The sequence below is a fragment of the gamma proteobacterium symbiont of Axiagastus rosmarus genome (assembly GCF_059730925.1).
In genome coordinates, this window is record NZ_AP035925.1 from 2,130,082 (window position 1) to 2,154,616 (window position 24,535).

General features: G+C 59.3%; 27 protein-coding genes. 14 read left to right on the top strand and 13 right to left on the bottom strand.

Annotated features, from left to right (window positions below; all coding sequences use genetic code 11):
- The first annotated feature begins 14 nt into the window (after positions 1-14).
- The 3 genes from AC6I8F_RS09895 (at position 15) to AC6I8F_RS09905 (ending at position 2,586) form a co-directional block, all read left to right on the top strand.
- Complete coding sequence (locus AC6I8F_RS09895) at positions 15-1,502, top strand: FGGY-family carbohydrate kinase (RefSeq protein WP_338670256.1); 1,488 nt, start codon at positions 15-17, stop codon at positions 1,500-1,502.
- Positions 1,503-1,597: 95 nt separating this feature from the next.
- Entirely contained in the window at positions 1,598-2,080 is a 483-nt protein-coding gene (locus AC6I8F_RS09900; protein WP_021506062.1) for an Xre family toxin-antitoxin system antitoxin, read from the top strand.
- On the top strand, positions 2,080-2,586 hold the full coding sequence (locus tag AC6I8F_RS09905) for an RES family NAD+ phosphorylase (protein ID WP_031279110.1): 507 nt from the start codon (positions 2,080-2,082) through the stop codon (positions 2,584-2,586). Before AC6I8F_RS09900 ends, AC6I8F_RS09905 begins: the two co-directional genes overlap by 1 nt.
- A gap of 5 nt (positions 2,587-2,591) precedes the next feature.
- On the opposite strand, the gene AC6I8F_RS09910 is transcribed toward AC6I8F_RS09905, so the two are convergent.
- Positions 2,592-2,834, bottom strand: coding sequence for a hypothetical protein (locus AC6I8F_RS09910; RefSeq protein WP_371221050.1), 243 nt, complete (start codon positions 2,832-2,834; stop codon positions 2,592-2,594).
- Positions 2,835-3,082: 248 nt separating this feature from the next.
- Between AC6I8F_RS09910 and hpxO the strand changes: the two genes are divergently transcribed.
- A complete protein-coding gene (gene hpxO, locus AC6I8F_RS09915) occupies positions 3,083-4,240 on the top strand; it encodes an FAD-dependent urate hydroxylase HpxO (RefSeq protein ID WP_498027976.1) in 1,158 nt (385 codons plus the stop codon).
- 51 nt (positions 4,241-4,291) lie between these two features.
- On the opposite strand, the gene dcp is transcribed toward hpxO, so the two are convergent.
- From dcp to AC6I8F_RS09930, 3 genes are all read right to left on the bottom strand, one after another.
- On the bottom strand, positions 4,292-6,343 hold the full coding sequence (dcp, locus tag AC6I8F_RS09920; protein ID WP_498027977.1) for a peptidyl-dipeptidase Dcp: 2,052 nt from the start codon (positions 6,341-6,343) through the stop codon (positions 4,292-4,294).
- Between the two features lie 50 nt (positions 6,344-6,393).
- Entirely contained in the window at positions 6,394-7,752 is a 1,359-nt protein-coding gene (guaD, locus tag AC6I8F_RS09925) for a guanine deaminase (RefSeq protein WP_222950949.1), read from the bottom strand.
- 124 nt (positions 7,753-7,876) lie between these two features.
- Positions 7,877-8,059 (bottom strand): hypothetical protein, encoded by a 183-nt coding sequence (locus AC6I8F_RS09930; RefSeq protein WP_152999325.1) that lies wholly within the window; start codon positions 8,057-8,059, stop codon positions 7,877-7,879.
- A 66-nt stretch (positions 8,060-8,125) separates the two neighbouring features.
- Between AC6I8F_RS09930 and ydfG the strand changes: the two genes are divergently transcribed.
- Complete coding sequence (gene ydfG, locus AC6I8F_RS09935) at positions 8,126-8,872, top strand: bifunctional NADP-dependent 3-hydroxy acid dehydrogenase/3-hydroxypropionate dehydrogenase YdfG (protein WP_010618462.1); 747 nt, start codon at positions 8,126-8,128, stop codon at positions 8,870-8,872.
- A 45-nt stretch (positions 8,873-8,917) separates the two neighbouring features.
- Here the strand turns inward: ydfG and AC6I8F_RS09940 are convergent, their stop codons facing one another.
- Complete coding sequence (locus AC6I8F_RS09940; protein ID WP_031279118.1) at positions 8,918-9,244, bottom strand: YnfA family protein; 327 nt, start codon at positions 9,242-9,244, stop codon at positions 8,918-8,920.
- 133 nt (positions 9,245-9,377) lie between these two features.
- Between AC6I8F_RS09940 and AC6I8F_RS09945 the strand changes: the two genes are divergently transcribed.
- Together AC6I8F_RS09945 and AC6I8F_RS09950 are read left to right on the top strand one after the other, a co-directional pair.
- The gene (locus AC6I8F_RS09945) at positions 9,378-9,713 is read left to right on the top strand and encodes a DUF1283 family protein (protein ID WP_010618460.1); all 336 of its coding nucleotides are present in this window, start codon (positions 9,378-9,380) and stop codon (positions 9,711-9,713) included.
- A 52-nt stretch (positions 9,714-9,765) separates the two neighbouring features.
- A complete protein-coding gene (locus AC6I8F_RS09950) occupies positions 9,766-10,062 on the top strand; it encodes a DUF1161 domain-containing protein (RefSeq protein ID WP_058769782.1) in 297 nt (98 codons plus the stop codon).
- A 31-nt stretch (positions 10,063-10,093) separates the two neighbouring features.
- Here AC6I8F_RS09950 and AC6I8F_RS09955 read toward each other — a convergent pair whose 3' ends face one another.
- Entirely contained in the window at positions 10,094-11,554 is a 1,461-nt protein-coding gene (locus AC6I8F_RS09955) for an MDR family MFS transporter (RefSeq protein ID WP_498027978.1), read from the bottom strand.
- A 119-nt stretch (positions 11,555-11,673) separates the two neighbouring features.
- Positions 11,674-11,919: a hypothetical protein gene (locus AC6I8F_RS09960; RefSeq protein ID WP_222950950.1), complete on the bottom strand. Its 246-nt coding sequence runs from the start codon at positions 11,917-11,919 to the stop codon at positions 11,674-11,676.
- Between the two features lie 17 nt (positions 11,920-11,936).
- On the opposite strand from AC6I8F_RS09960, the gene AC6I8F_RS09965 reads away from it, so the two are divergent.
- Genes AC6I8F_RS09965 through osmV form a run of 4 tightly spaced genes read left to right on the top strand, consistent with a single transcriptional unit; the run spans position 11,937 to position 15,389 of the window.
- Entirely contained in the window at positions 11,937-12,653 is a 717-nt protein-coding gene (locus AC6I8F_RS09965; RefSeq protein WP_021506071.1) for an ABC transporter permease, read from the top strand.
- Positions 12,654-12,669: 16 nt separating this feature from the next.
- Positions 12,670-13,596 carry a glycine betaine ABC transporter substrate-binding protein gene (locus AC6I8F_RS09970; RefSeq protein ID WP_498027979.1) on the top strand — a complete coding sequence of 309 codons (927 nt, stop codon included), beginning with the start codon at positions 12,670-12,672 and terminating at the stop codon, positions 13,594-13,596.
- Positions 13,597-13,605: 9 nt separating this feature from the next.
- Complete coding sequence (gene osmW, locus AC6I8F_RS09975) at positions 13,606-14,253, top strand: osmoprotectant ABC transporter permease OsmW (RefSeq protein WP_021506073.1); 648 nt, start codon at positions 13,606-13,608, stop codon at positions 14,251-14,253.
- Positions 14,253-15,389, top strand: a complete 1,137-nt coding sequence (gene osmV / locus AC6I8F_RS09980; RefSeq protein ID WP_021506074.1) for an osmoprotectant ABC transporter ATP-binding protein OsmV — start codon at positions 14,253-14,255, stop codon at positions 15,387-15,389. Before osmW ends, osmV begins: the two co-directional genes overlap by 1 nt.
- Positions 15,390-15,440: 51 nt before the next feature.
- On the opposite strand, the gene AC6I8F_RS09985 is transcribed toward osmV, so the two are convergent.
- The 4 genes from AC6I8F_RS09985 to AC6I8F_RS10000 form a co-directional block, all read right to left on the bottom strand.
- Positions 15,441-16,817: a nucleobase:cation symporter-2 family protein gene (locus AC6I8F_RS09985; protein ID WP_264239726.1), complete on the bottom strand. Its 1,377-nt coding sequence runs from the start codon at positions 16,815-16,817 to the stop codon at positions 15,441-15,443.
- 179 nt (positions 16,818-16,996) lie between these two features.
- Positions 16,997-17,698, bottom strand: coding sequence for a dethiobiotin synthase (gene bioD, locus AC6I8F_RS09990; protein ID WP_021506076.1), 702 nt, complete (start codon positions 17,696-17,698; stop codon positions 16,997-16,999).
- A gap of 105 nt (positions 17,699-17,803) precedes the next feature.
- The gene (gene mlc, locus AC6I8F_RS09995; protein WP_021506077.1) at positions 17,804-19,021 is read right to left on the bottom strand and encodes a sugar metabolism global transcriptional regulator Mlc; all 1,218 of its coding nucleotides are present in this window, start codon (positions 19,019-19,021) and stop codon (positions 17,804-17,806) included.
- 135 nt (positions 19,022-19,156) lie between these two features.
- Positions 19,157-20,053 (bottom strand): LysR family transcriptional regulator, encoded by an 897-nt coding sequence (locus AC6I8F_RS10000; protein ID WP_498027980.1) that lies wholly within the window; start codon positions 20,051-20,053, stop codon positions 19,157-19,159.
- A 94-nt stretch (positions 20,054-20,147) separates the two neighbouring features.
- Between AC6I8F_RS10000 and ynfM the strand changes: the two genes are divergently transcribed.
- The 3 genes from ynfM (at position 20,148) to AC6I8F_RS10015 (ending at position 23,334) form a co-directional block, all read left to right on the top strand.
- Positions 20,148-21,404, top strand: coding sequence for a multidrug efflux MFS transporter YnfM/SxtP(Kp) (gene ynfM / locus AC6I8F_RS10005; protein WP_498027981.1), 1,257 nt, complete (start codon positions 20,148-20,150; stop codon positions 21,402-21,404).
- A gap of 168 nt (positions 21,405-21,572) precedes the next feature.
- Positions 21,573-21,824 (top strand): hypothetical protein, encoded by a 252-nt coding sequence (locus AC6I8F_RS10010; protein WP_498027982.1) that lies wholly within the window; start codon positions 21,573-21,575, stop codon positions 21,822-21,824.
- Positions 21,825-22,149: 325 nt separating this feature from the next.
- The gene (locus tag AC6I8F_RS10015; RefSeq protein ID WP_031279126.1) at positions 22,150-23,334 is read left to right on the top strand and encodes a sugar transporter; all 1,185 of its coding nucleotides are present in this window, start codon (positions 22,150-22,152) and stop codon (positions 23,332-23,334) included.
- Positions 23,335-23,386: 52 nt separating this feature from the next.
- On the opposite strand, the gene rhaM is transcribed toward AC6I8F_RS10015, so the two are convergent.
- Both rhaM and rhaD read right to left on the bottom strand, forming a co-directional pair.
- A complete protein-coding gene (gene rhaM / locus AC6I8F_RS10020) occupies positions 23,387-23,701 on the bottom strand; it encodes an L-rhamnose mutarotase (protein ID WP_150361035.1) in 315 nt (104 codons plus the stop codon).
- Positions 23,691-24,533, bottom strand: coding sequence for a rhamnulose-1-phosphate aldolase (gene rhaD, locus AC6I8F_RS10025; RefSeq protein WP_104092925.1), 843 nt, complete (start codon positions 24,531-24,533; stop codon positions 23,691-23,693). Before rhaD ends, rhaM begins: the two co-directional genes overlap by 11 nt.
- Positions 24,534-24,535: the final 2 nt, after the last annotated feature.

The window sequence follows — 24,535 nt, forward strand, 5'->3', positions numbered from 1 at the left end:
AAACGGAGTCGGATATGAGCCAGATTCTCGGCATCGATGCCGGAAATACCATGATCAAAGCGGTACTGTTTGACCTGAGCGGCCGCGTGCTGTCGGTAGCGGAGTGCGCAGGCGAAACGCATCAGCCGCAGGAAGGCTTTGCTGAACGGCCAGTTGAAGATATCTGGCGCGGCGTCAGCAACGCGGTGAGTCGCTGCCTGCAGCAAGCCGGCACGCGTGGCAGCGAAGTGATTGCCGTCGGGGCCGCCGGTCACGGCAACGGGTTGTATGCGCTGGATCGTCAGCAGCGCCCGCTGTTTGGCATCCAGTCGATTGATCATCGCGCCAGCGCCACGGTACAGGCGCTGGAATCCAGCGGTGCGGCGCAGCAGATTTACGCGCTGTCGTTGCAAAAACCGTGGCCCGCCGCCACGCCGGTGCTGATCAGCTGGATGCGTCAGCATCAGCCGGAACGCTGGGCGCAGATCGGCCATCTGCTGTGTGCCAAAGATGTCATCGCCCATTTTCTGTGCGGCAACGTCAGCGCGGACTATTCGGATGCCGCCGGTGCCGGGCTGATTGATTACCGCCAGCGCGGCTACAGTCGTGAATTGCTGGCGTTATATGGCATCGAAGAGGCGCTCGCCCTGCTACCACCTCTGCATGAATCCTGCGAGGTTACCGGCGTGGTCTCGGCCCGGGCGGCACAGCTCACCGGTTTACCGGCCGGCATCCCGGTGGTGGCCGGCATGTTTGACGTGGTTGCCAGCGCGGTCGGCTCGGGCGTAGTGAACTGCGGTGAGGCCTCCATTGTCGCCGGTACCTGGAGCATCAATCAGGTGGTGGTCGACAAACCTGACTATCTGCGCCCGGTGTTTATGAATTCGATCATCGAACGCGACCGCTACATGGCGATCGAGGCCAGCGCCACTTCTGCCGCCAATCTTGACTGGTTCCTGCGTGAATTTGATGATGGCCGCGCCGGCCAGGGCGCGGCGCGCAGCAGCGACAGCGTGGCACAGGTCAGGCCTGACGCGCAGCTGCCGCTGTATCACCCTTACCTCTATTCAGGGCGGAAAGCCGAACCCGCCAAAGCCGGCTTTTACGGCCTCGGCGGCTGGCATACGCGCGCTGACATGCTGTTTGCCCTGTTTGAAGGCGTGACCTTTGCCCACCGGGCGCACATTGACCGGCTGCGCGCGGCCGGCATTACGGTCAACCAGGCCACGCTCTCCGGCGGCGCGACGCGCAGCAGTGTCTGGCCGCAAATGTTTGCGGATGTGCTGGGGATGCCGATTCGCGTCGCAACCTGCCACGAAACCGGGGCGCTGGGCGCGGCCCTGTGTGCGGGCGTGGGCGTGGGTCAGTGGCCGAATCTGGCTGCCGCCGTGCAGCAGGCGGTCACGCTTACGCCGGAGGCGCTGCAGCCCCGCGCGGCGCGCTTCGCGTTCCATGACACACGCTACCGGCTGTTTAAAAAACTTGAGCTGGCGATGAGCGACATCTGGCGCACCGCCAGTTAATGGCGGTGCGGCGTGAACAAACCATGACACCGGCGGGCAAATGCTGTACACTTGATGCATTAAAATGTTCACATGAACATTATCAGGAGGTTGTGATGTCCACCGCATCGGCTTTTAATCCCACCAGCGGATCGCGCATCTTTGATCCGTCGCTGATTCAGCACGCCCGCCCCTCTTTTATGGATCAGATGGGGCTGCCGCGTAACCGGCTTAAGGCGCATAAGTTGATCACCGACGGCATGGATGTCGGCATTGTCGAACGCGCCGCCACGATTCTGAAAGCGACGCCGATCGACATCGCGCAAATGGTCTCGATTGACCGCAACACCTACCGGCGCCGCGAGAAGTCTGGATCGCAGCTCTCGGTCGAACAGGGTGCACGCATCTATCAGGTGTTTGAAGTGCTGGATGCGGTGATCCAGCTGTTCGCTGGCGATCCGGAAGTGGCGATGCACTGGATGTATCAGCCTGCACTGGCGCTCGACAACGCGCAGCCGATTAACATGCTCAGTACGCCCGCCGGCTGCGATGCGGTGCTGACGCTGATTGGCCGCCTTGAGCACGGAGTGATTGTCTGATGACACGACGGAAGGATCCGGCCGCACCCGTCAGGGTGTTCTATCGAATTGTCAAAGCGGAGTACGCCAGCCAGGCGTTTAACGGTGCTGGCGCAGAAAAATGGGGTGGCCGCTGGAATCCGCCCGGGATGAAAGCGGTTTACCTCAGCAGCTCAAAAGCGCTGGCGACGCTGGAACTGGTGGTGCACGCCGGGAAAACGCTGCTGGAGCAAAGCCGCTTTGTGGTGTTTACCGTGGCGGTACCCGAGTCCGACATCATCGCCCTCGACAGCAGTAAACTGCCGGCCGGCTGGGAAAAATATCAGCAGCAGGAGGAGACGCAGGCCATCGGCGCGGCGTTTCTCGATCCGCACAACGGCTTTCCCCTGCTGATGACGGTACCCAGCATCCTCACCGGCGAAGATAATGCGCTGTTTAACCCCGATCATCCGGGCGCGGCCGCGCTGATTGCCACAGCGACCTCCGCACCCTTCGCCATCGATCGCCGTATCAAAGACGATCCGTAAACGCTCTAGCGGCACTGGCTGGCACAGTTTTGTACGCAAATCTGCGCCAGCGAGCCACAGCCGCCGCCGTTGTCATTCTTGCACTGCGATTGCTGCACGTAACAGTTCTGCTGACAGGAAGAGACATCACACTTCGCTGCTACCGGCGTGAGCTGCGGCACATCCCCTTTTCTCTCCGGCTGCCACGGTGTTTGCGCCGCTGCGCTCAGGCTGCCCAGCAGAAATAACATCGTTATCCACTTCATCATTCAGTCCTCGCAGGATGGATGTAGAGAGTATGAACGCTGGCCGGATGATTGCCAGCGTGAAACCTTTGGTTCACCTTCCCCCGGATGACGCCCTGTTAAGGTGCAGCATCTGTGCCCATTGCCGAAGCAGCGTCTGACCCAACCAGAATAGAAATAATTATTTTCAATACTTTAACTCACCATCACCCTAGCCCTGCAAGATGGTACAAAAGTTGCAGGGCTTAGGGTGCACAGTAAAGGAGACGGTAATGAAAGCGATTGTGATTGGAGCGGGTATCGGCGGCATGAGCGCGGCGCTGGCGCTGGAAAAAGCGGGTTTCAGCACCGCAGTGTATGAAGCGGTGAAAGAGATGAAACCGGTCGGCGCGGCCATCTCTATCTGGCCTAACGGCGTGAAGTGCCTCAATGCGCTGGGTCTCAAGGCACAGCTGCGCGCGCTCGGCGGCAATATGGCGTTTATGGCTTACAACAATGGCCACAGCGGCAGCACCCTGACCCGCTTCAGTTTGTCACCGCTGGTGCAGCAGGTCGGCGAGTATCCTTATCCGGTCGCACGCGCAGAGTTACAGGCGCTGCTGATCGACAGCTACGGCCGCGAACGCATTCGCTTTGGCAAACGCGTTGTGCGAGTGGAGCAGCATGCCAGCGGCGTGACCGCCTGGTTTGATGACGGCAGCCAGGCTGAAGGGGATTTTATGGTGGCCGCCGACGGCACCCACTCGGTGATTCGCCATCACGTGCTGGGCGAACACGTCGAGCGCCGCTACGCAGGCTACGTCAACTGGAATGGCCTGGTCACTATCGATGAAAGCATCGCGCCCGCCGATCAGTGGACCACGTTTGTCGGCGAGGGCAAGCGCGTCTCGCTGATGCCGGTGAGCGGTAACCGCTTCTACTTTTTCTTTGATGTCCCGCTGCCGAAAGGGCTGGCGCAGGATCGCGCAACGGTGAAAGACGATCTGCGCGGCTATTTTGCCGGCTGGGCCGAGCCGGTTCAGCGGCTGATCGCCAGCATTGACGCACAAACCACCAATCGCGTGGAGATTCATGATATCGAACCCTTCAGCCGCTTTGTCAGAGGACGTGTGGCGCTGCTGGGGGATGCGGCACACAGCACCACGCCGGATATCGGTCAGGGCGGCTGTGCGGCCATGGAAGATGCGGTGGTACTGGCGCAAACCCTGACCGCCCACTCGCTGGGCATTGAGGACGGGCTGCTGCGCTATGAAGCGCGCCGCGTCGAGCGCACCCGTGATTTGGTGCTGAAAGCGCGCAAGCGTTGTGATGTCACCCACGCCAAAGATGCGGCGGTCACCGCGGAATGGTATGCCGGACTGAAAGAGGAAACTGGCGAGCGCGTGCTGGCCGGCATGTGTGACACCATTGAAGGCGGTCCGCTGGGATAAGCGTGCAGGCCAGCCAGCTGCACCGCTGGCTGGCCCTTCGGTTACGGCGCGTTACGCCTCGTCGAGGCCGCGGTGTTTCAGCATCGGCCCGATGTCCGGCGCTTTACCGCGCCAGGCCAGCCACAGATGCTGCAGATCGCTGCTGTTACCGCGCGACAGAATCTGCTCACGGAAGCGCTGACCATTTTCGCGCGTCATACCGCCCCGCTCGACAAACGCCTGATAACCATCGTCGGCCAGCATCTGCGTCCAGATATAGGCGTAATACCCGGCCGCATAGCCGCCACCCCAGATATGACGGAAGTAGCTGGAACGATAGCGCGGCGGCACGGCACTCAGGGCAATATTCTCCGCCGCCAGCGCCTGCTGCTCAAAATGGCTGACATCCTGCGGATTATCGTGCGGTGACAGCGAGTGCCACTGCAAATCAAGCAGTGCCGCCGCCAGCAGTTCGGTCATGTCATAGCCTTTGTTGAATTTCGCGGCGCGCACCATTTTGTCGCGCAGCACTGCGGGCATCGCTTCACCGGTCTGATAATGGCGTGCATAGTGGGCAAAAACCTGATCCTGACTGGCCCAGTGTTCGTTGATTTGCGACGGAAACTCGACAAAATCACGCGGTGTGGCGGTGCCGGACAGGCTGGCATAGCGCTGGGTGGCGAACAGGCCGTGCAGCGTGTGGCCAAATTCATGGAACAGCGTGATCACCTCATCCCAGCTGAGCAGTGCCGGCTGACCGGGCTGCGGCTTGCTGTAATTGCAGACGTTGTAAATCACCGGCCGGCTTTCCAGCAATGTCGACTGGTCGACGAAATTGCCCATCCATGCGCCACCGCTCTTGTTATCCCGCGTGAAGAAGTCAGTGTAGAACAGCGCTAACGGTGCACCGTCGGCATCGAAAATCTCATAAACGTTGACGTCCGAATGGTAGACCGGCAGATCGTGGCGCTGTTCAAATCGAATGCCATACAGCTGGCTGGCACACCAGAACACGCCCTTTTCCAGTACAGTGTTGAGCTCAAAATAGGGGCGGATTTGCCCTTCGTCCAGCGCGTATTGCGCGGTGCGTACCTGCTCCGCGTAGTAATTCCAGTCCCAGGCGCGCAGCGTGAAGCTGTGGTTTTGATCGGCGATCAGCTGCTGAATATCCGCCGCTTCACGCCCGGCGCGCGCCGTCGCGGCGGGCACGATGTTGCGCATGAAGGACTGGGCGGCTTCCGGCGTTTTCGCCATCTGATCCTGCAGGCTCCATGCTGCGAAGCTGTCGAAGCCCAGCAGACTGGCCTGCTGCGCACGCAGTTGCGCCATGCGCGATACGATGGCGCGCGTGTCGTTGTCGTCACCCTGCTCGCTGCGCGTCAGCGCCTGCTGAAACAGCGCTTCGCGCGTGGCGCGCACCGTCAGCGACTGCAGCACCGGCTGCTGGGTGGTATTTTGCAGAGGGATTAGCCATGCGTCGTGCAGCCCGCGCGCCTCGGCGGCATCCTTCGCCTGTGCCAGCGCCGCCGGCGACAGACCGTCCAGCGCCGCCGCGCTGCTGACGGTATAAGCCGCAGCGTTAGTTGCTGCCAGCAGCCGGTTACCGAAACGCGTGCCCAGACTGGCCAGCTCCTGATTGCAGGCGCGCAGTTGCGCTTTATCGCGCTGACTCAGGCTGGCGCCGGCCAGCTGGAAGCGCTGCCAGGTGACTTCTACCAGACGCATCGCTTCGGCATCCGGGCACTGCGAACCGCGCTGCTGATACACGCTGTCGAGCCGCGCAAACAGCGCCGGGTTAAGGTAGATTTCGTCATTGAGCGCCGTCAGCTGCGGGGTGATCAGCTCGTCAACCTGCTGGAGCCGCTCGCTGGTATTGGCTGAGGTCATCGCGGCAAAAACGGGGTACACGCGATTTAGCAGGCTACCGCTGCGCTCCAGCGCTTCATAGGTATTAGCAAAGGTTGCCGGCTCGGGGTTGCTGGCGATGGCCGCCACTTCCTGGCGCTTTTCGGCGATTCCGGCTTCCAGCGCCGGCAGGAAATGCGCTTCGTCGATCAGATCAAACGGCGGTGTCTGGTACGGCAACGGGCTGACGTTAAAAAACGGATTGGCACGTGAAGTCATTATCGCTCCTGATAATCAGCAACGCCGCAGCCACCTGCGGCGGGATGCTTTTATCCTGGCAGTTTCGTCGCCTGGCAACAACCTTGCGCGTGCGTATGGCTTTCGCGCTGCCACACACACTTCCCGTTGACCCAGGTTTGCGCGATGTTACGGTCATCACCCAGCGTCATCAGGACAAACAAACGCTGATGGATATCGTCGCTGTTGGCCATGCGCAGCTGCTGCAGCGGTGATACGGCAGGATCGATCACCACAAAATCCGCCTCTTTACCGGGGTTAAAGTTGCCGATTTTGTCATCAAGATCCAGCGCATGGGCGCCGCCCAGCGTGGCGTGGTAAATCGCTTCTGCGGCGCTGAGTTTGTACTGCTGCAGCTGCCCCACCTTATAGGCTTCACCCAGCGTCTGCAGCATATTGAAGGTGGTGCCGGCGCCGACATCGGTGCCCATGCCCATGCGCACGCGCTGCTGCCAGCGGCGTTTAAGATTGAACAGTCCGCTGCCGAGGAACAGGTTGGAGGTCGGACAGAAGGCCATCGCCGAGTCGGTATCGTGCAGGCACTGCCATTCGCGATCCTCAAGATGCAGGCAGTGGGCAAATACGCTGCGTTTGCCGGTGAGCTGATGCTGGTGATACACATCAAGATAGCCATCATGGGCGGGAAACAGCGTTTTTACCCAGGCGATCTCCTGCTGATTTTCGCTGAGATGGGTATGCAGCCAGGTGTCGGGAAACTCGTTTTTCAGCTGCTGCACTTTTTCCAGCAGCTGCGGCGATGAGGTCGGCGCAAAGCGCGGCGTCAGCGCATAACCGAGACGCCCGCGCTGGTGCCAGCGCTGAATCAGCTCACGCGTCTGCTGATAACTTTGCGCCGGCGTTTCGGTCAGTTCCGGCGGTGCGTGGCGATCCATCATTACCTTGCCGGCAATCAGCCGCATCTCCAGCTGTTCGGCGGCGCTGAACAGCGCGTCTACCGATTGCGGATGCACCGTACCAAACACCAGCGCAGTCGTGGTGCCGTTGGCCAGCAGCTGTTGCAGGAAAAACGCTGACATGCGTGCCGCGTGCGCCGCACAGTGGTACTGGCTCTCGACCGGAAAAGTGTACTGATTGAGCCACTCCAGCAGCTGTTCACCGAACGCGCCGATCATTTCGGTCTGCGGATAGTGAATATGGGTATCCACAAACCCCGGCAGGATCAGCTTGCCGCGCAGATCGATCACCTGCGTTGATTCCAGGTGTTGATGTGCCGGCTGCCAGCGCTCCAGGCTCACCACTTTGCCGTCGCGCAGCGTCAGCAGACCGTCTTCGAGGTAGCGTGCCTGGTCGGCGAGGCCATCGGGCTTGTCAGCCAGCGCGGGGAAATCAAAAAAACTGGCGCGCAGGCGGGTTACAACAGAGTCAGACATGACGCTTCCTTCAGGGTGTAATGCAGGTTTCAGATAGATATAGCAAAGATATTGCAAACCGCATGCCAGGCAAGTCCACCCAACAATCACTTTAAATTCAGATAAATACCCAATTTCAACGCGATTATCGTCGCAAAAATTGCAGGCAATCGTATGCGTAACCGATTGCCTGTTCGTGGTATTGCCCTTGCGCATTGCGCTGGCGTTTTACGCCGGGAAAAGGTGCCTGATCGGGCACGCTCATGGTGCAGGACTGCACCGCAAACGTGCAGGAAAGATTCTGCAACACGCCGCTCACGCTTTTCATGAGCGCCGCTGCGGGGTTGATGCTAAGGTGTGGCAGAGAACCTGAAATCGTATAAGGAACAGTGAGATGATTATTTTTGTTACCGGTGCGACCGCCGGTTTTGGTCAAAGTATCACCCGCCGCTTCATTGCTACAGGTCACAAAGTGATCGCCAGCGGACGCCGTGCTGAGCGTTTGCAGGAATTAAAACAGGAACTGGGCGACAACCTGTATACCGTGCAGCTGGATGTGCGTAACCGCGCGGCTATCGAAGAAGCCATCGCTGCCCTGCCCGCCGAATGGCGTGATATCGATGTGCTGGTGAACAATGCCGGGCTGGCGCTGGGCGTCGAACCGGCGCATAAAGCCAGCGTTGAAGACTGGGAAAATATGATCGACACCAACAACAAAGGGCTGGTGTATATGACGCGCGCCGTGCTGCCTGCCATGGTAGAGCGCAACGTCGGTCACATCGTCAACATTGGCTCGATAGCCGGCAGTTGGCCGTACGCCGGCGGCAACGTGTACGGGGCAACCAAGGCGTTTGTGCGCCAGTTCAGCCTCAACCTGCGCACCGACCTGCACGGCACCGCGCTGCGCGTCACCGATATCGAGCCTGGCCTGGTGGGCGGCACCGAGTTTTCGAACGTGCGCTTCAAAGGTGACGATGGCCGCGCGGATGCGGTGTATGAAGGCACCACCGCGCTGACGGCGGAAGACGTGACGGAAGCGGTCTATTGGGTGACCACGCTGCCGAAGCACGTCAACATCAACACGCTGGAAATCATGCCGGTGACGCAAACCACCGCCGGACTGAAAGTGTTTAAAGGATAAGCAAGCTGCGCGTGGCGGCCCGTCGGGTCGCCCTGCGCGCCCGGTTCAGGCCTTGCCCCAGCCGATAACGATAATCAGCATGCCGCTGAACGCCACCAGCGCACCGACCCAATCCCACGCACTCAGTTTGACGCCATCGACCAGCCGCAGCCAGATCAGCGCCGTTAACACATACACGCCGCCATAAGCCGCATAAACCCGACCGCTGGCTGCCGGATGCAGGGTCAGCAGCCAGACAAACAGCGCCAGGCTGGCTGCGGCCGGTAACAATAGCCAGGCGCTCATGCCGCGCTTCAGCCACAGCCACGGCAGAAAACAGCCAGTGATCTCGGCAATCGCAGTGATAAAAAACAGCAGCGCGGTTTTCACCAGCATACAAAGTCTCTCTGATCGTTAAACAAACCGCTCACCGCTGGTGAGCAAAGAAGCAGCGATGATATACTGGCAGACAGTGTTGTGACAGCCGCCCTGCGCGCTGTGCTGGAGTTAACGAAAGGAAATGACGATGAAAAAACTGTTTTCCGCCCTGCTGGCTACCACGCTGACCGCCAGCGTATTGCTGACTGCGCCGCTGGCTGTCGCTAAGACGGATCGCCTGATTATTGAAGATGGCAACAACGCGGCCAGCAACGAGGCGGCGCGTCAGAGCAAAGAGCAGTGGAACGATACGCGCAACCTGCGTAACAAGGTAAATACCCGCGTGGAGAAAGAGTTCGACAAGGCAGACCGGGCCTTTGATACCCGCGACGCCTGCGAAAAAAGCTACAACGTTAATGCGTACTGGGAACCGAACACCCTGCGCTGCCTCGATCGCCGCACCGGCCGTCCGCTGGCGCCGTAATGCGCGCCAGCTGCTATAGTTTTCACGGGAATGACGCAACAAGGAGTGAGTGATGAAAAAACGTAATGCAGTTGTGTTGCTAATGGCGCTAGCGTTACCGCTGGCGGTGCAGGCGTCCTGCGAAAGCGTGCGCGCCGACATCAGCAAAAAGATCATCAACAATGGCGTGGCGGAATCGGATTTTACGCTGGATATCGTGCCGAACGATCAGGTTGATCAGGCAGGTGGTCAGGTCGTTGGCCACTGTGAAAACGACACGCAGAAAATCGTTTACAAGAAAAACGGTCGCGATGCGGACAGCAGCGTGCCGGACAGCGCGGGCAGCTCGCAGGATGCTCCCGCACAGTAATCTCTTCGGGCGGCTGGTCGGCCGCCCTGCTTTATTCCGCCTCCGGCCGCTGACGCGGCATCAGCCACGCAATCCACAACGTCAGCAGCGCAATCAGCAATGACACCACAAATACCCAGTGCAGCGAACTGGCAATCTGCCCGGTCCAGAAGTGTAACTGCTCCTGCGGCAGCGCCTGACGGCTCTCCGGTGCCATAATTTTCTGCATCGGATCGCTGGCCTGCGGCAGCCGCAGCGACAGGTTGAGATTGAGCACCGCGCCCATTATCGCCGTGCCGATCGCCGATCCCAGCATGCGGCTGAACATAATTGAGGCGGTGCAGATGCCGCGAATTTCATAGTGCGCATGATTTTGTACCGAAACCAGAAAGGTGGTGCTGGTCATGCCCATCCCGGTGCCAATAACAAACGCCGTCAGCCCGGCCTGCATGATGCTGCTGTCGGCGCGCAGCAGCAGTAACAGCGCGCTGCCGGCAATCAGTAAAAACGCGCCGAGCTGCGCGGTAAAACGATACGAGGTGATCAGCATCAGGCGCCCGCTGAGCGTACTGGCCAGCGGCCAGCCAATTGACATCATCGCCAGCGCGCTGCCCGCCTGCAGCGGCGTGCCGCCAGTAATGCCCTGAATCCACGTCGGCAGAAACGCGCTGATGCCCATCATGGTGGCCCCGATAATCAGGTTCCCGGCATTGCCGGCCACAATCAGGCGGCTGCGCCACAGCGCCAGCGGAAACAGCGGCGCATCGGCGCGCTGCTCGTGATGTTTCAGCCGCCAGCCGGCCAGCAGCGCCAGCGCCAGAAACGGCACCAGCCAGAACCCCAGCGCTTCCGCCTGTAGCAGCGCCACCAGCAGTGCGGTGACGCTGATCATCAACCAGCAGCTGCCGGTCAGATTCAGCGTTGCGCCCTGATGCTGTTCGCGCGCCGGCAGAAAACGCGCCAGCTGCAGCATTGAGAGCAGACCAATCGGCACGTTTACCCAGAAAATCACCGACCAGTTAAAGTGCTGAACCAGCCAGGCGCCGCTGAGCGGACCGATGACGGCCGCGACACCCCAGACGCTGGAGAGCCAGCCCTGCACGCTGGCGCGCTCGCGCGGCGAATAAATGTCCGCCACGATGGTGGTGGTCAGCGGCATAATCGCCCCGGCACCCAGTCCCTGAAAGGCACGAAACACAATCAGCCACGTCATACTATGGGCAAAACCGCATAGCACCGAGCCCAGCAAAAACAGCGTTACGCCGATGAAAAATAATCGTTTGCGGCCCCAGATATCCGCCAGTCTGCCATACAACGGGACGCTCACCGCCTGCGTCAGCAGATAAATAGAAAACACCCAGCCAAACTGCGCGAAACCGCCAAGATCGGCAATGATGGTTGGCATGGCCGTGGCCACAATGGTGACCTCAATGGCAGCCATAAACATCGCCAGCATGCAGGCAATCAGAATCCAGTGGCGATGTTCCGTTTGTATTTGTGCGCTTTCAGTCATACGTCTCCCTTTTTCTTACAAGGCTAGTCGAAATTTCGCCGACTCAGTTTCCTCTGTGTGCGCCTATTTGTGACAATGTCACCTATCTTGATGAAATTTTTTTATTGTAGAGCGACACCTTATTTCATGCGGGTTTCGCTTAGTTTTACCGCTTTTGTATCTACCTGATTTTGCCGTGAAAACTGGCAATGATCATCAAGCGTTGCTATAGCTCTAAAGGCAGTTTCTGGTTTTTCACTGTGAAAAAGCCGGGAAACAGTCATTTTAACTGCAATTTGACAGCGTGCTGGATTTTCGTCTGTGTATTGCACCGCATAACGCCGGCACGCTGAAAATAACGTCATAAAATCAATCGATTTTTTCAATCAGGGAGACGCACGCTATGCACAATGCATCGCTCGCCCGACGTGCCGGGCTGGCACTGCTCGCCATCGTGGTGGTGATAGCCCTGCTGGTGTGGGGATTAGGGCTGGATACGCTGCGCGACCGCAAGGTGGATTTACTTTACCTTGGGCAGCAACACCTGTACTTAGTGTTCTGGTCGATGTTATGCGCTTTACTGGTTGGCATCCCGAGCGGGATTTTGCTCAGCCGTCCCTTCGCCCGTCGCTGGGCTGAATATGTGATGCAAATCTTCAACGTCGGTAACACGCTGCCGCCGCTGGCCGTGCTGGCGCTGGCGATGGTGATTGTCGGCATTGGCGATCGCCCGGCGCTGATCGCCTTGTTCCTTGCCTCGCTGCTGCCGATTGTGCGTAACACCTATGCCGGTCTGAGCGCGGTGCCGCCGTCGCTGATTGAAGCCGCCAACGGTATCGGCATGACCAAACTGCAGCGGCTGCGCCGGGTTGAACTGCCGAATGCGCTGCCGGTGATCCTCGCCGGGGTGCGCATCGCGACTGCGATTAACGTCGGCACCGCGCCGCTGGCCTTTTTAATTGGTGCCAGCAGCTACGGTGAGCTGATTTTCCCCGGTATTTATCTCAACGACTTCCCGACGCTGATCCTCGGCGCAGTGGCCACCGCCCTGTTTGCCCTGATCCTCGACATGCTGCTGGCAGCATTGGGACGCGTCCTCAGCCCGCACTCTGCGGCTTAACCCGGAGCATATAATCATGGCCACTGCTAATCTGCTGGCGCGCTGGGTCAAACGCACCGCGCTGGCCCTGACCGCCACCTTAACTCTCAGTCACGGCGCGCTCGCCGCCGCGCCCATCGTGATGGCGACCAAAAGCTTTACCGAGCAGCATATTTTGTCTGCGATGACGGTGATGTGGCTGCAAAAGAAAGGTTTTCAGGTCATCCCGAAAACCAATATCGCCACCACCATCGGGCGCAACGCGATGATCAACAAGCAGATTGATATGACGTGGGAATATACCGGCACCTCGCTGATTATTTTTAACCATATCAACAAGCCGATGTCGTCTGAAGAGGCGTACAAAACCGTTAAACAGCTGGACGCGAAGCTGGGACTGGTGTGGCTCGATCCTGCCCCGATGAACAACACCTACGCGTTTGCCATGCAGCGCCAGCGCGCTGACGCCGAAGGCATCAGCACCATGTCGCAGCTGGTGGCGAAGCTGGAACAGGTACGCAACACCGATCCGGATCACAACTGGAAACTCGGTCTCGATCTGGAGTTTGCCGGCCGCTCGGATGGTCTGAAACCGCTGCAGAAAGCCTACAACATGCCACTGGATCGCCCGCAGATACGTCAGATGGACCCCGGCCTGGTGTATAACGCGGTGCGCGACGGCTTTGTCGACGCCGGACTGATCTACACCACCGATGGCCGGGTAAAAGGCTTTGATTTGAAAGTACTGGAGGATGATAAGCACTTCTTCCCAAGTTACAACGTCACGCCAGTAGTGCGTCAGGATGTGCTGGAAAGCCACCCCGGCCTCGAGGCCGCGCTGAATGCGCTGTCGCCGCTGATCACCGATGAAGCCATCACCGAGATGAACAAGCGCGTCGATATCGATCACCAGTCGCCGCAGCAGGTGGCGCATGATTTCCTCAAATCCAAAAACATGCTGTAAGGAGGCGCAATGGACACCCTGCATTACATCATGGATAACTGGAACACGCTGCTGGCGCTGACCTGGCAGCACACCTGGCTGGTGCTGGTGGCGGTAGGTTTTGCCATCCTCGTCGGCGTGCCGCTGGGCATTCTGATTGTTCGCTTCAAATGGCTGGCAACACCGGTGCTGGGCATCGCCACCATCGTGCTGACCATCCCGACCATTGCGCTGTTTGGTCTGATGATTCCGCTGTTTTCACTGATCGGTCAGGGGATTGGCGCCCTGCCGGCGATTACCGCGGTGTTTCTCTATTCACTGCTGCCGATTGTGCGTAATACCCATACCGCGCTGGAAAATCTGCCGCCCGGGCTGCGCGAAGCCGGTCGCGGTATCGGCATGACCTTCTGGCAGCGCCTGCGCTGGGTGGAAATTCCGATGGCGCTGCCGGTGATTTTTGGCGGTATCCGTACCGCCGTGGTGATGAACGTCGGCGTGATGGCGATTGCGGCGGTGATCGGTGCCGGCGGCCTGGGCCTGCAACTGCTGGACGGCATCAGCGGCAGCGATGTGCGTATGCTGATAGCCGGCGCACTGATGATCTGTTTACTGGCGATTATTCTTGACTGGCTGCTGCATCGTCTGCAGTCGGCGCTGACTCCTAAGGGGATTCGATAATGATAAAACTGGAAAACCTGACGAAAACCTTTACGCAAAAAAACGGCACCACGTTCAATGCCGTTGACAACGTCAGCCTGGAAGTGCCTGCCGGGGAGATGTGTGTGCTGCTGGGCCCATCCGGCTGCGGCAAAACCACCACGCTGAAGATGATTAACCGTCTGATCCCCGCCAGCAGCGGACGGATTTTAATTAATGGCGAAGACACCAGTGGCCAGGATACTGTCACGCTGCGCCGCAACATCGGCTATGTGATTCAGCAGATTGGTCTGTTCCCGAACATGACCATTGAAGAGAACATTACCGTGGTGCCGCGCATGCTGGGCTGGGACAAAAAACGCTGTCGGGAACGGGCGACGGAGCTGATGAGCATGGTGGCGCTTGACCCGACGAAGTTTCTGCATCGCTACCCGCGTGAGATGTCGGGCGGCCAGCAGCAGCGCATCGGCGTGATCCGCGCGCTGGCGGCGGATCCACCGGTACTGCTGATGGATGAACCGTTCGGTGCCGTCGATCCGATCAACCGCGAGGTGATTCAGAACGAGTTCCTCGATATGCAGCGCCAGCTGAAGAAAACCGTGATGCTGGTGAGCCACGATATTGATGAGGCGCTGAAACTCGGTGACCGCATCGCGGTGTTTGGCCAGGGCAAAATCGTACAGTGTGCCAGCCCGGACGAACTGCTGGCGCAGCCGGCCAACGAATTTGTCGGCTCGTTCGTCGGTCAGGACCGTACGCTGAAGCGTCTGCTACTGGTGCAGGCGGGCGACGTCACCGATCAGCAGCCGACCATCACCGTGCAGCGCAGTACCCCGCTGCAGGAGGCGTTCGCGACCATGGACGACAACGACATGCGTTCGGTCACGGTGGTCGACGAAGATGGCAAACCGCTGGGCTTTGTCAAACGTCGTGAAGCGCGCGGCGCCACCGGCCGCTGCGAGGAGATGCTGCACACCTTTAAGGTCACCGGCAAAGCGGAGGAGAACCTGCGCGTGGTGCTGTCGAAGTTGTATGAACACAACACGGTATGGATGCCGATTGTCGATGAGGAAGGTCGCTACAGCGGCGAAATTTCGCAGGATTACATCGCGGATTACCTCAGCTCCGGCCGCACGCGCCGTCGTCTCAACCCGTAACCCCGACCGAACCGCGCCACGGAGGGCGCGATTCTCCAGGTAAATTGTGCGTCAGTGGCTCTCTTCGACCGCGCCGACCGCCGCAACCGTTTTAGCTTCATTCGGCAGCACCACGTTCAGCAGCATGGCGAGAATCCCGCCGGTGGTGACTGCGTGACCAAACAGGTTGCTGACCAGCGGCGGAAACTGTTTCAGCACGTCCGGAACCGCTTCCACCCCGAGGCCAATGCCAAACGACACCGCCACAATCAGCATCTCACGCCGCCCCAGCGGTGCCTGGGTCATCACGCGAATACCGGCGGCGACCACGCTGCCAAACATCACCAGCGTTGCCCCGCCCAGCACCGGCGGCGGAATCTGCTGTAGCAGGTTGCCGACCAGCGGGAAGATGCCCAGCAGCACCAGCATCAGGCCAATCACCATCCCCACGTAGCGACTGGCGACACCGGTCATCTGAATCACCCCGTTGTTCTGCGCAAAGGTGGTATTGGGAAACGCCGAGAACAGTGCCGCCAGCAGACAGCTGAGGCCATCGGCCAGAATCCCGCCCTGCAGCCGGCGCTGAAACCCGTCGCCTTCCAGCGGCTGGCGTGAAATCAGACAGTTGGCGGTCAGATCGCCCACCGCCTCAATCACGCAGATCACCGAGACCAGCGCAATCGGCACAAACAGCGTCCAGCTAAAATCAAAGCCAAAATGCAGTAGCGAAGGCAGCACCAGCCAGTGCGTCTCCGCCATCGGCTTCAGCGGCAGATGACCGCTCAGCGCCGCCGCGATGCAGCCCGCACCAATGCCGGCGACCACCGCCACCAGTCGCGCCCAGCGCGAGTGGGAACGGTTAAGCACGATAATCACCAGCAGGGTCAGCGCCCCCAGCGCCAGATTACCCGGCGCACCAAAATCGCGGGCGTTATGCCCGCCCGCCCAGTCGGTAATACTGACTTTTATCAGGCTGATACCAATCAGGGTGATCACCGTACCGGTTACCACCGGGGTCAGCACTTTTCGCAGCGGTGTGATGCAGCGGCTAATCAGCATCGGGATCAGCGCCGCCACCAGGTTGCAGCCAAAGATCATGGCGAGGATCGCCTGCGGTGAACCGCCCTGCGCTTTCACCGTCATCCCCGCAGAGAGAATGACGCCGAGAAAGGCGAAGCTGGTGCCCTGCAGACAGATCATGCCTGCGCCAATGCCGCAGAAACGGCGCGCCTGCAGAAAGGTACCGAGTCCGGAAACCAGCAGCGACATGCTAATGAGATACGGAATCCAGGCCTGTAACCCCAGCACGGAACCGATAATCAGCGGCGGCGTGATGATACCGACCACGCTGGCCAGCACGTGCTGCAGGGCGGCAAAGAACGCCGGTGCAGGACCGATGCGGGCATCCAGCCCGTACAACAAACCTTTCTCTTCTTCTGGGTGCGACATAGCAGGGCTCCGGCAAACGATTTATCAGTTTGCCTGATGCATGAAACGCGCCAGGGCGACAGCGGGCAGGAAGAATTCAGGACAGATGATTGAATATAAACAGGTTTAAGGCATAAAAAAAAGCAGCCGCTCCTGAAACTTCGGATTCAGCTGCGTGCGATATGCCGCATTTTGTTTCATCAGGCGGCGGGCTTTGCACTCTCGCTGTGCAGCGCATCCCCCCCGAGTAACGTAATATCCAGATAACCACTCAAATCACGCTGTTCGGCGCGCGGCAGATAAGGCAGTTCACCCAACAGCGGCGCGTTCAGCTTATCGCGCAGAACATCAATGATTTCAGCATAGTGCGCCAGACCTGGATTGATACGATTGGCGACCCAGCCCGCCAGCGTCAGGCCATCGGCGGCAATCGCTTCGGCGGTCAGTAAAGCGTGGCTAATGCAACCCTCTTTAATGCCCACCACCAGCACCACCGGCAGTTGCGCCTGCTGCACCCACTGCGACAGCGGCCGTAAGTCGTTCATCAGGCTGCGCCAGCCGCCCGTGCCTTCCACCACCACGCGTGCAGCGCGATCCTGTAAGCCAGCCAGCCCGCGATTGAGTAATGGATAATCGATGCGCTGCGCCGGGCTGGTGCTGATTTCATCCTCTTCCAGCGTCACGGGATTGACGTCGCTGTAGTTCAGCGTGAGGCCTGATGCCTGCTGCAGCAGTACGGCATCTTTATTACGGAGCCCTTCCGGCGTGTGCTGCGCGCTTTTGGCAACCGGCTTGTAGCCAGCGGCACACAGATTCGCTTTGGCAAAGCACTGTAACAGTGCGCGGGAAACCACGGTCTTACCCACCGCGGTGTCGGTACCGGTGACAAAAATCGTTTTCACCTTTCTCCTCCTTCATTAAAGCGATGTGTAACCTGCAAAGGAGGCAGTTTAAGGATTTGTCCCAGGCGAGAGCTTGCGTTAGCGCAAACTTAAGGCGGGCTGGCGTTAGCCCTGCAACAGTTTTATCAGTAAATGGCCGCTATAGAGCGCGTCTTTGATCAGCGCCGCGCCGCCCAGCGTGCCGGGATCGTTAAAGGCTGCAGGGGTTAGCTGGATAGCGTGACTATACGCCGGCAGCGCCTGCTGGCGAATGGTGCTGCTGACTGCCGGGAACAGCACGTCCGCCGCCTGGTTAAGCGGTGAACCGATAAGAATTTGTTGAGGATTAAAGATGTTGACCATCATCGCCAGCATGCGCCCGATATGATGACCGACGCCGGCAATGACGTCCCGTGCCAGCCGGTCGCCCTGCTGCGCAGCAGCACACAGCGAGGCCAGCGTCAGCGGCTGCTGGTGCAGCTGGCTGTCCGGCTGCGATGATAAACGCTGTGCCGCCAGCTGCAGCAGGCTGCCGGTGCTGGCCACCGTTTCCAGACAGCCATGGTTGCCGCAGTAACACTGCTGGCCGTAAGGATCGATCTGCGTATGACCAATCTCCACCAGCGCGCGTCCGCTTTTGTGCAGCAGCTGGCCACCGCTAATCACCCCGGCGCCCACCGTTTCGTCAATAACAATCTGAATCACGTCCTGCGCACCCCGTGAAGCACCAAACAGCGCCTCTGCCAGCGTCCATGCGGAGATATCGTGCTGGACGAATACCGGCAGCCCGGTGCGCTGCGCCAGGGTTTCGCCCAGCGGCATATCCTGTACGTCATAGCCCGGCATACGATGCACCACGCCGGAGGCGGCGTTTATCAGTCCCGGCAGGGTAATGGCGATAGCGGTGAGACGCTCAAGTTTTTGCTGATGGCGAATGAAAAAGGCGTTGACCAGCTCCTGCAGCGTCTGCAGTAGCGGCGTGTCGGCGCTGGCAGGCAGCGGCAGGCGATCTTCCTGTAGCGCGCGGCTGCTGAGATCGCGCAGCGTCAGGGTGATGAACCCCGGCTGGAGGCGAACAGCCAGATAGTGCCAGGCCAGGGTATCGAGGATCAGCCCTATCGCCGGCCGTCCGCGACTGCCCGGCTCCTGAAACTCGGTCTCCTGCACCAGATGCGCATCCAGCATTTCGCGCACAATTTTGGTGATGCTGGCCGGGGCCAGCTGGGCACGTTTCGACAGCTCAATCCGCGAAATCGGACCGTAATGGTCAATCAGACGATACACTGCACCGGCATTGGTCTGTTTTATTTGGTCAATATGGCCAGGCTGACTGTCCAGATTCACGCCCTGCTCCCGGATATTTTCGCGCTTCTAAATAAACAGCAGCTATGGTGATGCAGATTGGCGCGCAGCGTCAAATATTTGATTAGAAATGTGATTTATCGCACACAAAGAACGCGGTTTTCTGTACCCGTGGGTTCAATCCTCGGCATGGTGCAGCAGCAGCGCCATCATATTGCTCATCTGCGCACTCGGCTGGCGCAGCGCTGACCACACCAGCCACACCTCAGAAATGGCATCGCTTTCCTGTAGCGGAATCCAGGCGACTTCCGCCAGTCGCGCGCGGGCAAACGAGGCGGGTAAAATCGACACGCCAAGGCCGGTTGCCACCAGGCCGAGTATCGTCATGGCTTCACCCACTTCCTGGGTAATGTAAGGTTTGATTTGGTAGCGATGCAGCAGCGCCAGAATTTCACCGTACAGGGCCGTGCCGCCCTGCGCATCAAAGAAAACAAAAGGTTCGCTGGCTAACGCCCGGATGCTAATTGACGTGGCCTGTGCCAGCGGATGCGCGTGGTGCACCACCGCGCACAGCGGTTCACGCAGCAACAGGCGGTGCTGAAGATCCTCCGGCAGCGGCGTATTGCGCATGACGCCCAGATCGAGTCGTCCCTCGTGCAGCGGCGCCAGCTGCTGCCGCGTGTTGTACTCCTGCATCTGAATATGCACCTCCGGCCAGCGCTGCCGATAGTGATACAGCGCATCCGACACCAGTCCGGTAAACGGCGCCGAGGAGGTAAAGCCGATGCGCAGCTCTCCCTGCTGACCGTGATGAATGCGCGCCGCGCGCCCGGCCGCCTGTTCCACCTGCAATAAAATCGCGCGCGCATCCTGTAAAAACGACTGGCCGGCCGGCGTGAGCTGTACGCTGCGATTAGTGCGGGTGAACAGCTGCGCGTCCAGCGCCTGTTCCAGCTGCAGAATCTGCTGACTGAGCGGCGGCTGAGAAATGTGCAGCCGCTGTGCGGCGCGGCCAAAGTGCAGCTCTTCCGCAACGGCAATAAAGTAGCGCAGATGGCGCAGCTCAATCATCATATCTTAAACGTCTCATTTGAGATTATTAATATATTGTACAACCTATTTAGCCTTTCCTACAGTATTCAGACATTTGCTGAATTGAGGATGTACTGTGAGTCGCTCTTCCCAGGCTGTGACGCTTGATGAGGACAGCTTGTCCACGAAGCCTGTTACCGCCGATACCGCTACTGAATGGATTGAACGTGGATCGCCGCAGTTTATGCGCGTGACGCTGGCGCTGTTCTCTGCCGGTCTTGCCACTTTCGCCCTGCTCTATTGCGTACAACCGATTCTGCCGGTGCTGTCACAGCAGTTTGGCGTGACGCCTGCCGAAAGCAGTATTTCGCTGTCGCTCTCCACCGGGCTGATGGCGCTGGGCCTGCTGTTCACCGGCCCGCTGTCAGATGCGATTGGGCGTAAATCGGTGATGGTGACCGCGCTGATGCTGGCGGCGATTTGTACGCTGATCTCCGCCACCATGAGCAGCTGGCAGGGGATTCTGCTGATGCGCGCGCTGACCGGTCTGTCGCTCAGTGGCGTCGCGGCGGTGGGCATGACTTACCTGAGCGAAGAGATGCATCCGCGGGTCATCGCCTTCTCCATGGGGCTGTACATCAGCGGTAACTCGATTGGCGGCATGAGCGGTCGTTTACTCTCCGGTGTGCTGACCGACTTTTTCTCGTGGCGTATTGCCATTGGCGTCATTGGCTGCTGCGCGCTGGCTGGCGCGCTGATGTTCTGGAAAATTCTGCCCGCGTCGCGCCATTTTCGCCCTGCCTCGCTGCGGCCACGCAGTCTGCTGATCAACTTCCGCCTGCACTGGCGCGACAAAGGATTGCCGCTGCTGTTTGCCGAAGGCTTTCTGCTGATGGGCGCGTTTGTCACGCTGTTTAACTACATCGGCTACCGTTTACTGAGCGCGCCTTGGTCACTGAGCCAGGCGGTGGTCGGGCTGCTGTCTGTGGTGTATCTCACCGGTTCGTGGAGTTCGCCGAAAGCTGGCGCGATGACCAGCCGCTTTGGTCGCGGTCCGGTGATGACGGGCGCCACGGCGATCATGCTGGCCGGTCTGCTGCTGACCGCCTATAGTTCGCTGTGGCTGATTCTGCCGGGCATGATGCTGTTCACTGCCGGCTTCTTTGCCGCCCATTCGGTGGCCAGCGGCTGGATTGGACCGCGCGCGCGCAGGGCGAAAGGCCAGGCATCATCACTTTATCTGTTCAGCTACTATGTGGGCTCCAGCGTGGCCGGCACCCTCGGCGGCGTATTCTGGCACCGCTACGGCTGGCCGGGCGTGACCCTGTTTATCAGCGCCCTGCTGGTGCTGGCACTGCTGGTTGGCCTGCGTTTACAGGGCCGCAAACTGTAATACCCTTCATCGTTAGCGCGGGACCTCAGCGTCCCGCCTGCTCCGCTGGATTCGAATTATCAGGCATTCGCGCCGTACCACTTAAAACAAAATAGCAATTCATCGCTATAATTCGTTCTATTCCAATAATACATAGACTTATTTTTTACACAGCAATGAGGTAGTCAGATGGAGCTTTACTATTATGTCGATAAGCATGCCGGTTATAACGACAATCATGTGGTGCATGCGAAGGGCTGTCCGTTCCTGCCATCCGACGGCGGTCGTCGTTTTCTGGGGACTTTTTACACGCCCGGGGCCGCAATCCAGCAGGCGCTTAAATTTTACGCCACTGCGTTGGGCTGCGAACACTGCTGCCCGGTGGGCGTAAAAAAAAATCCGACCCACAACTTTAGCGTGGCACTAAAGCATATGGCGTGACTCTGATAATCCTGGTCTGAACCGCACCCGCCCGCACGGTACCCGCCCTCAGCACGGCTAAGCGATTTTTCTATTACAGAAACACCTGACTTAGCCTGTGCTGGTACGGCAGACTCGCGGGCCGGCAGCACGCTGGCGCAGCAGCTCCCCATAACCGCAGGCTATTTACCACGCTCAGCGCGATAAGAAATATTCAGTGATAAAACCCGGGTTAACGGTTTTCATCGGCTGACTAATGCTCCACAATAGTGGAAATTTGTGATCGAGGTCACTTTACCGGGTGCGTTCCTGCCCCCTCACTCGTCGTTTAGCCGATTTGAATTCAATGCAATCAACAACCGTTTCCCGTAAAACAGCCTGGCTGCGCGTGGTGCTGCTGGCTATCGCTGCTTTTGTCTTCAATACCACCGAATTTGTGCCGGTTGGCCTGCTGTCGGACATCGCCAGCAGCTTTGCAATGAAAACCGCTGATGTCGGTATCATGCTCACCATCTATGCCTGGGTCGTGGCGCTGTTATCGCTGCCGTTAATGCTGCTGACGCGCAACGTCGAGCGCCGCCTGCTGCTGGCCATCCTGTTTATTCTGTTTGTTGCCAGCCACCTGTTATCGGCCGTGGCGTGGGATTTCACGTCGCTGGTGCTGTCGCGCATTGGCATTGCGCTGGCGCACGCGGTGTTCTGGTCGATCACCGCCTCGCTGGCGATTCGCGTTGCGCCAGCCGGCAAGAAAACCCAGGCGTTGAGTATGCTGGCCACGGGCACGGCGCTGGCGATGGTGCTGGGCGTGCCGATTGGTCGTATTGTGGGTCAGTATCTGGGCTGGCGTACCACCTTTGGTATGATCGGCCTGTCAGCACTGGTACTGCTGATTATGCTGGTGCGGATACTGCCGCGCCTGCCGAGTGAGCACACCGGTTCACTCAGCAGCGTGCCGATGCTGTTTCGCCGCCCGGCGCTGGTGGCGATGTACATTCTGGTCACCGTCGTGGTGACCGCGCACTACACCGCTTACAGCTATATCGAGCCGTTTATGCAGGTAGTGGCCAGTGCCGATGAGAACTTCACCACCCTGTTACTGCTGCTGTTCGGCTCAGCCGGCATTCTGGGCAGCATTCTGTTCAGCACGCTGGGCAATAAATTCCCGTCCGCGCTGCTGATCGCCGCCATTGCGCTGATTACCTTGTGTATGGGTCTGCTGGTGTTTGCTGCGGTACGCCCGGCAGCGATTACCGTGCTGTGTATTATCTGGGGAATGGCAATGATGATGATCGGCCTGGCGATGCAGGTGCGCGTGCTATCGCTGGCACCGGACGCCACCGACGTCGCCATGTCGCTGTTTTCCGGTATTTATAACATCGGTATTGGCGCAGGCGCGCTACTCGGTAACCAGGTCAGTCTGCATCTGCAGATGGCAGACGTGGGCAACGTGGGCGCAATCATTGGCCTGGCGGGACTGTTCTGGTGCATCGCTATTTTCCGCCGTTATCCGCAGCTGCGCTCCAACGGCTAGTGCGTTTCACAGGCAGCGGCGCCCCTGGCGGCACCGCTGCTGACATGGCCGGCTAAGGCAGGAAAAACATCGGCTGTAGTGCTTTGCTCACCGGGCTGTTGTCGGGATTTGATGGCATCAGGTCACGCATTGACGCCCACCAGCGCTGACACACCTCAGTTTGCGCTACAGCCTGCCAGCGCGCTTCGGATTCAATTTCGACGCTGGCAAACAGCAGGTTGCGTTCAGCATCCAGCCAGATCGCGTAGTTGTGCGCGCCATGCGCTTTCAGCGTCCGTTCCAGCTCCGGCCAGATCGGCGTGTGACGGCGCTGATACTCCGCATGGCAGTGCGCATAGACCTGCATGACGAACGCTTTACGCAACATCACTGCGCTCCGCCTGCAGCGCCGCCGGCCACGGCTTCACGTTAAAGCGTTCGCCCAGCGCGATCAGCTGTTCGGTGGTGATGCTCTGACGAATGCCGCCCATCGACAGCGCCATAACCACCACCTGCGATGACTTCTCAGCGGTATCAATCAGACCAAAGGTTTCGTCGAGCGTCGGTCCGGCGCCAAAGATTCCGTGGAAAGGCCACATCACCAGGCTATGGCTGGCCATCGCTTCTGCCGTCGCCTGACCAATGCCATCGGTACCCGGTACCATCCAGGGCAAAATGCCGACGCCATCGGGGAACACCACCAGGCACTCGGTGCTGCCCTCCCACAGCAGGCGGGTAAAGCGCGCCGCATCCAGATCCACCACATAGCTGAGCGCCATGAAGTGGGTGGCGTGACAGTGCATAATCACCCGGTCCGCGCCGTGGCTCAGTGCCTTGCGTACGCTGTGTGACTGAAAGTGCGCCGCCAGCTCGGACGTTGGCAGCCCTCCGTTGCTGAGCCCCCAGTGAATTTTGTACGACAGCCCTTTGTCATCCACCTGCAGCAGCACCAGACTGTCTGACGGATCGAGCTGCACGTTGCGAAAGAACTTACCGGAGCCGGTCACCAGGAACCAGTCGTTGGCCAGCGCGGGCGCCGGCTTGCTCAGTTCAATACAGCGCGGTGCCGGATAAAAATCGCTGGCATACGCGCTGACCTCTTCCGGCAACAGACGCAGACTGACGTTGCCGCCGTTACGTTCATCCCAGCCTTTCAGCCACATGTCACTGGTGGCTTTAACCATGTCGCGCACAAACCACGCGGAGAGAATTGTTTGCATGA

Coding starts and splice junctions, on each gene's coding strand:
- AC6I8F_RS09895 (WP_338670256.1), top strand. CDS start 15: ATGAGCCAGATTCTCGGCATCGATGCCGGAAATACCATGATCAAAGCG.
- AC6I8F_RS09900 (WP_021506062.1), top strand. CDS start 1,598: ATGTCCACCGCATCGGCTTTTAATCCCACCAGCGGATCGCGCATCTTT.
- AC6I8F_RS09905 (WP_031279110.1), top strand. CDS start 2,080: ATGACACGACGGAAGGATCCGGCCGCACCCGTCAGGGTGTTCTATCGA.
- AC6I8F_RS09910 (WP_371221050.1), bottom strand. CDS start 2,834: ATGATGAAGTGGATAACGATGTTATTTCTGCTGGGCAGCCTGAGCGCA.
- hpxO (WP_498027976.1), top strand. CDS start 3,083: ATGAAAGCGATTGTGATTGGAGCGGGTATCGGCGGCATGAGCGCGGCG.
- dcp (WP_498027977.1), bottom strand. CDS start 6,343: ATGACTTCACGTGCCAATCCGTTTTTTAACGTCAGCCCGTTGCCGTAC.
- guaD (WP_222950949.1), bottom strand. CDS start 7,752: ATGTCTGACTCTGTTGTAACCCGCCTGCGCGCCAGTTTTTTTGATTTC.
- AC6I8F_RS09930 (WP_152999325.1), bottom strand. CDS start 8,059: ATGAAAAGCGTGAGCGGCGTGTTGCAGAATCTTTCCTGCACGTTTGCG.
- ydfG (WP_010618462.1), top strand. CDS start 8,126: ATGATTATTTTTGTTACCGGTGCGACCGCCGGTTTTGGTCAAAGTATC.
- AC6I8F_RS09945 (WP_010618460.1), top strand. CDS start 9,378: ATGAAAAAACTGTTTTCCGCCCTGCTGGCTACCACGCTGACCGCCAGC.
- AC6I8F_RS09950 (WP_058769782.1), top strand. CDS start 9,766: ATGAAAAAACGTAATGCAGTTGTGTTGCTAATGGCGCTAGCGTTACCG.
- AC6I8F_RS09955 (WP_498027978.1), bottom strand. CDS start 11,554: ATGACTGAAAGCGCACAAATACAAACGGAACATCGCCACTGGATTCTG.
- AC6I8F_RS09965 (WP_021506071.1), top strand. CDS start 11,937: ATGCACAATGCATCGCTCGCCCGACGTGCCGGGCTGGCACTGCTCGCC.
- AC6I8F_RS09970 (WP_498027979.1), top strand. CDS start 12,670: ATGGCCACTGCTAATCTGCTGGCGCGCTGGGTCAAACGCACCGCGCTG.
- osmW (WP_021506073.1), top strand. CDS start 13,606: ATGGACACCCTGCATTACATCATGGATAACTGGAACACGCTGCTGGCG.
- osmV (WP_021506074.1), top strand. CDS start 14,253: ATGATAAAACTGGAAAACCTGACGAAAACCTTTACGCAAAAAAACGGC.
- AC6I8F_RS09985 (WP_264239726.1), bottom strand. CDS start 16,817: ATGTCGCACCCAGAAGAAGAGAAAGGTTTGTTGTACGGGCTGGATGCC.
- AC6I8F_RS10000 (WP_498027980.1), bottom strand. CDS start 20,053: ATGATGATTGAGCTGCGCCATCTGCGCTACTTTATTGCCGTTGCGGAA.
- AC6I8F_RS10010 (WP_498027982.1), top strand. CDS start 21,573: ATGGAGCTTTACTATTATGTCGATAAGCATGCCGGTTATAACGACAAT.
- AC6I8F_RS10015 (WP_031279126.1), top strand. CDS start 22,150: ATGCAATCAACAACCGTTTCCCGTAAAACAGCCTGGCTGCGCGTGGTG.
- rhaM (WP_150361035.1), bottom strand. CDS start 23,701: ATGTTGCGTAAAGCGTTCGTCATGCAGGTCTATGCGCACTGCCATGCG.
- rhaD (WP_104092925.1), bottom strand. CDS start 24,533: ATGCAAACAATTCTCTCCGCGTGGTTTGTGCGCGACATGGTTAAAGCC.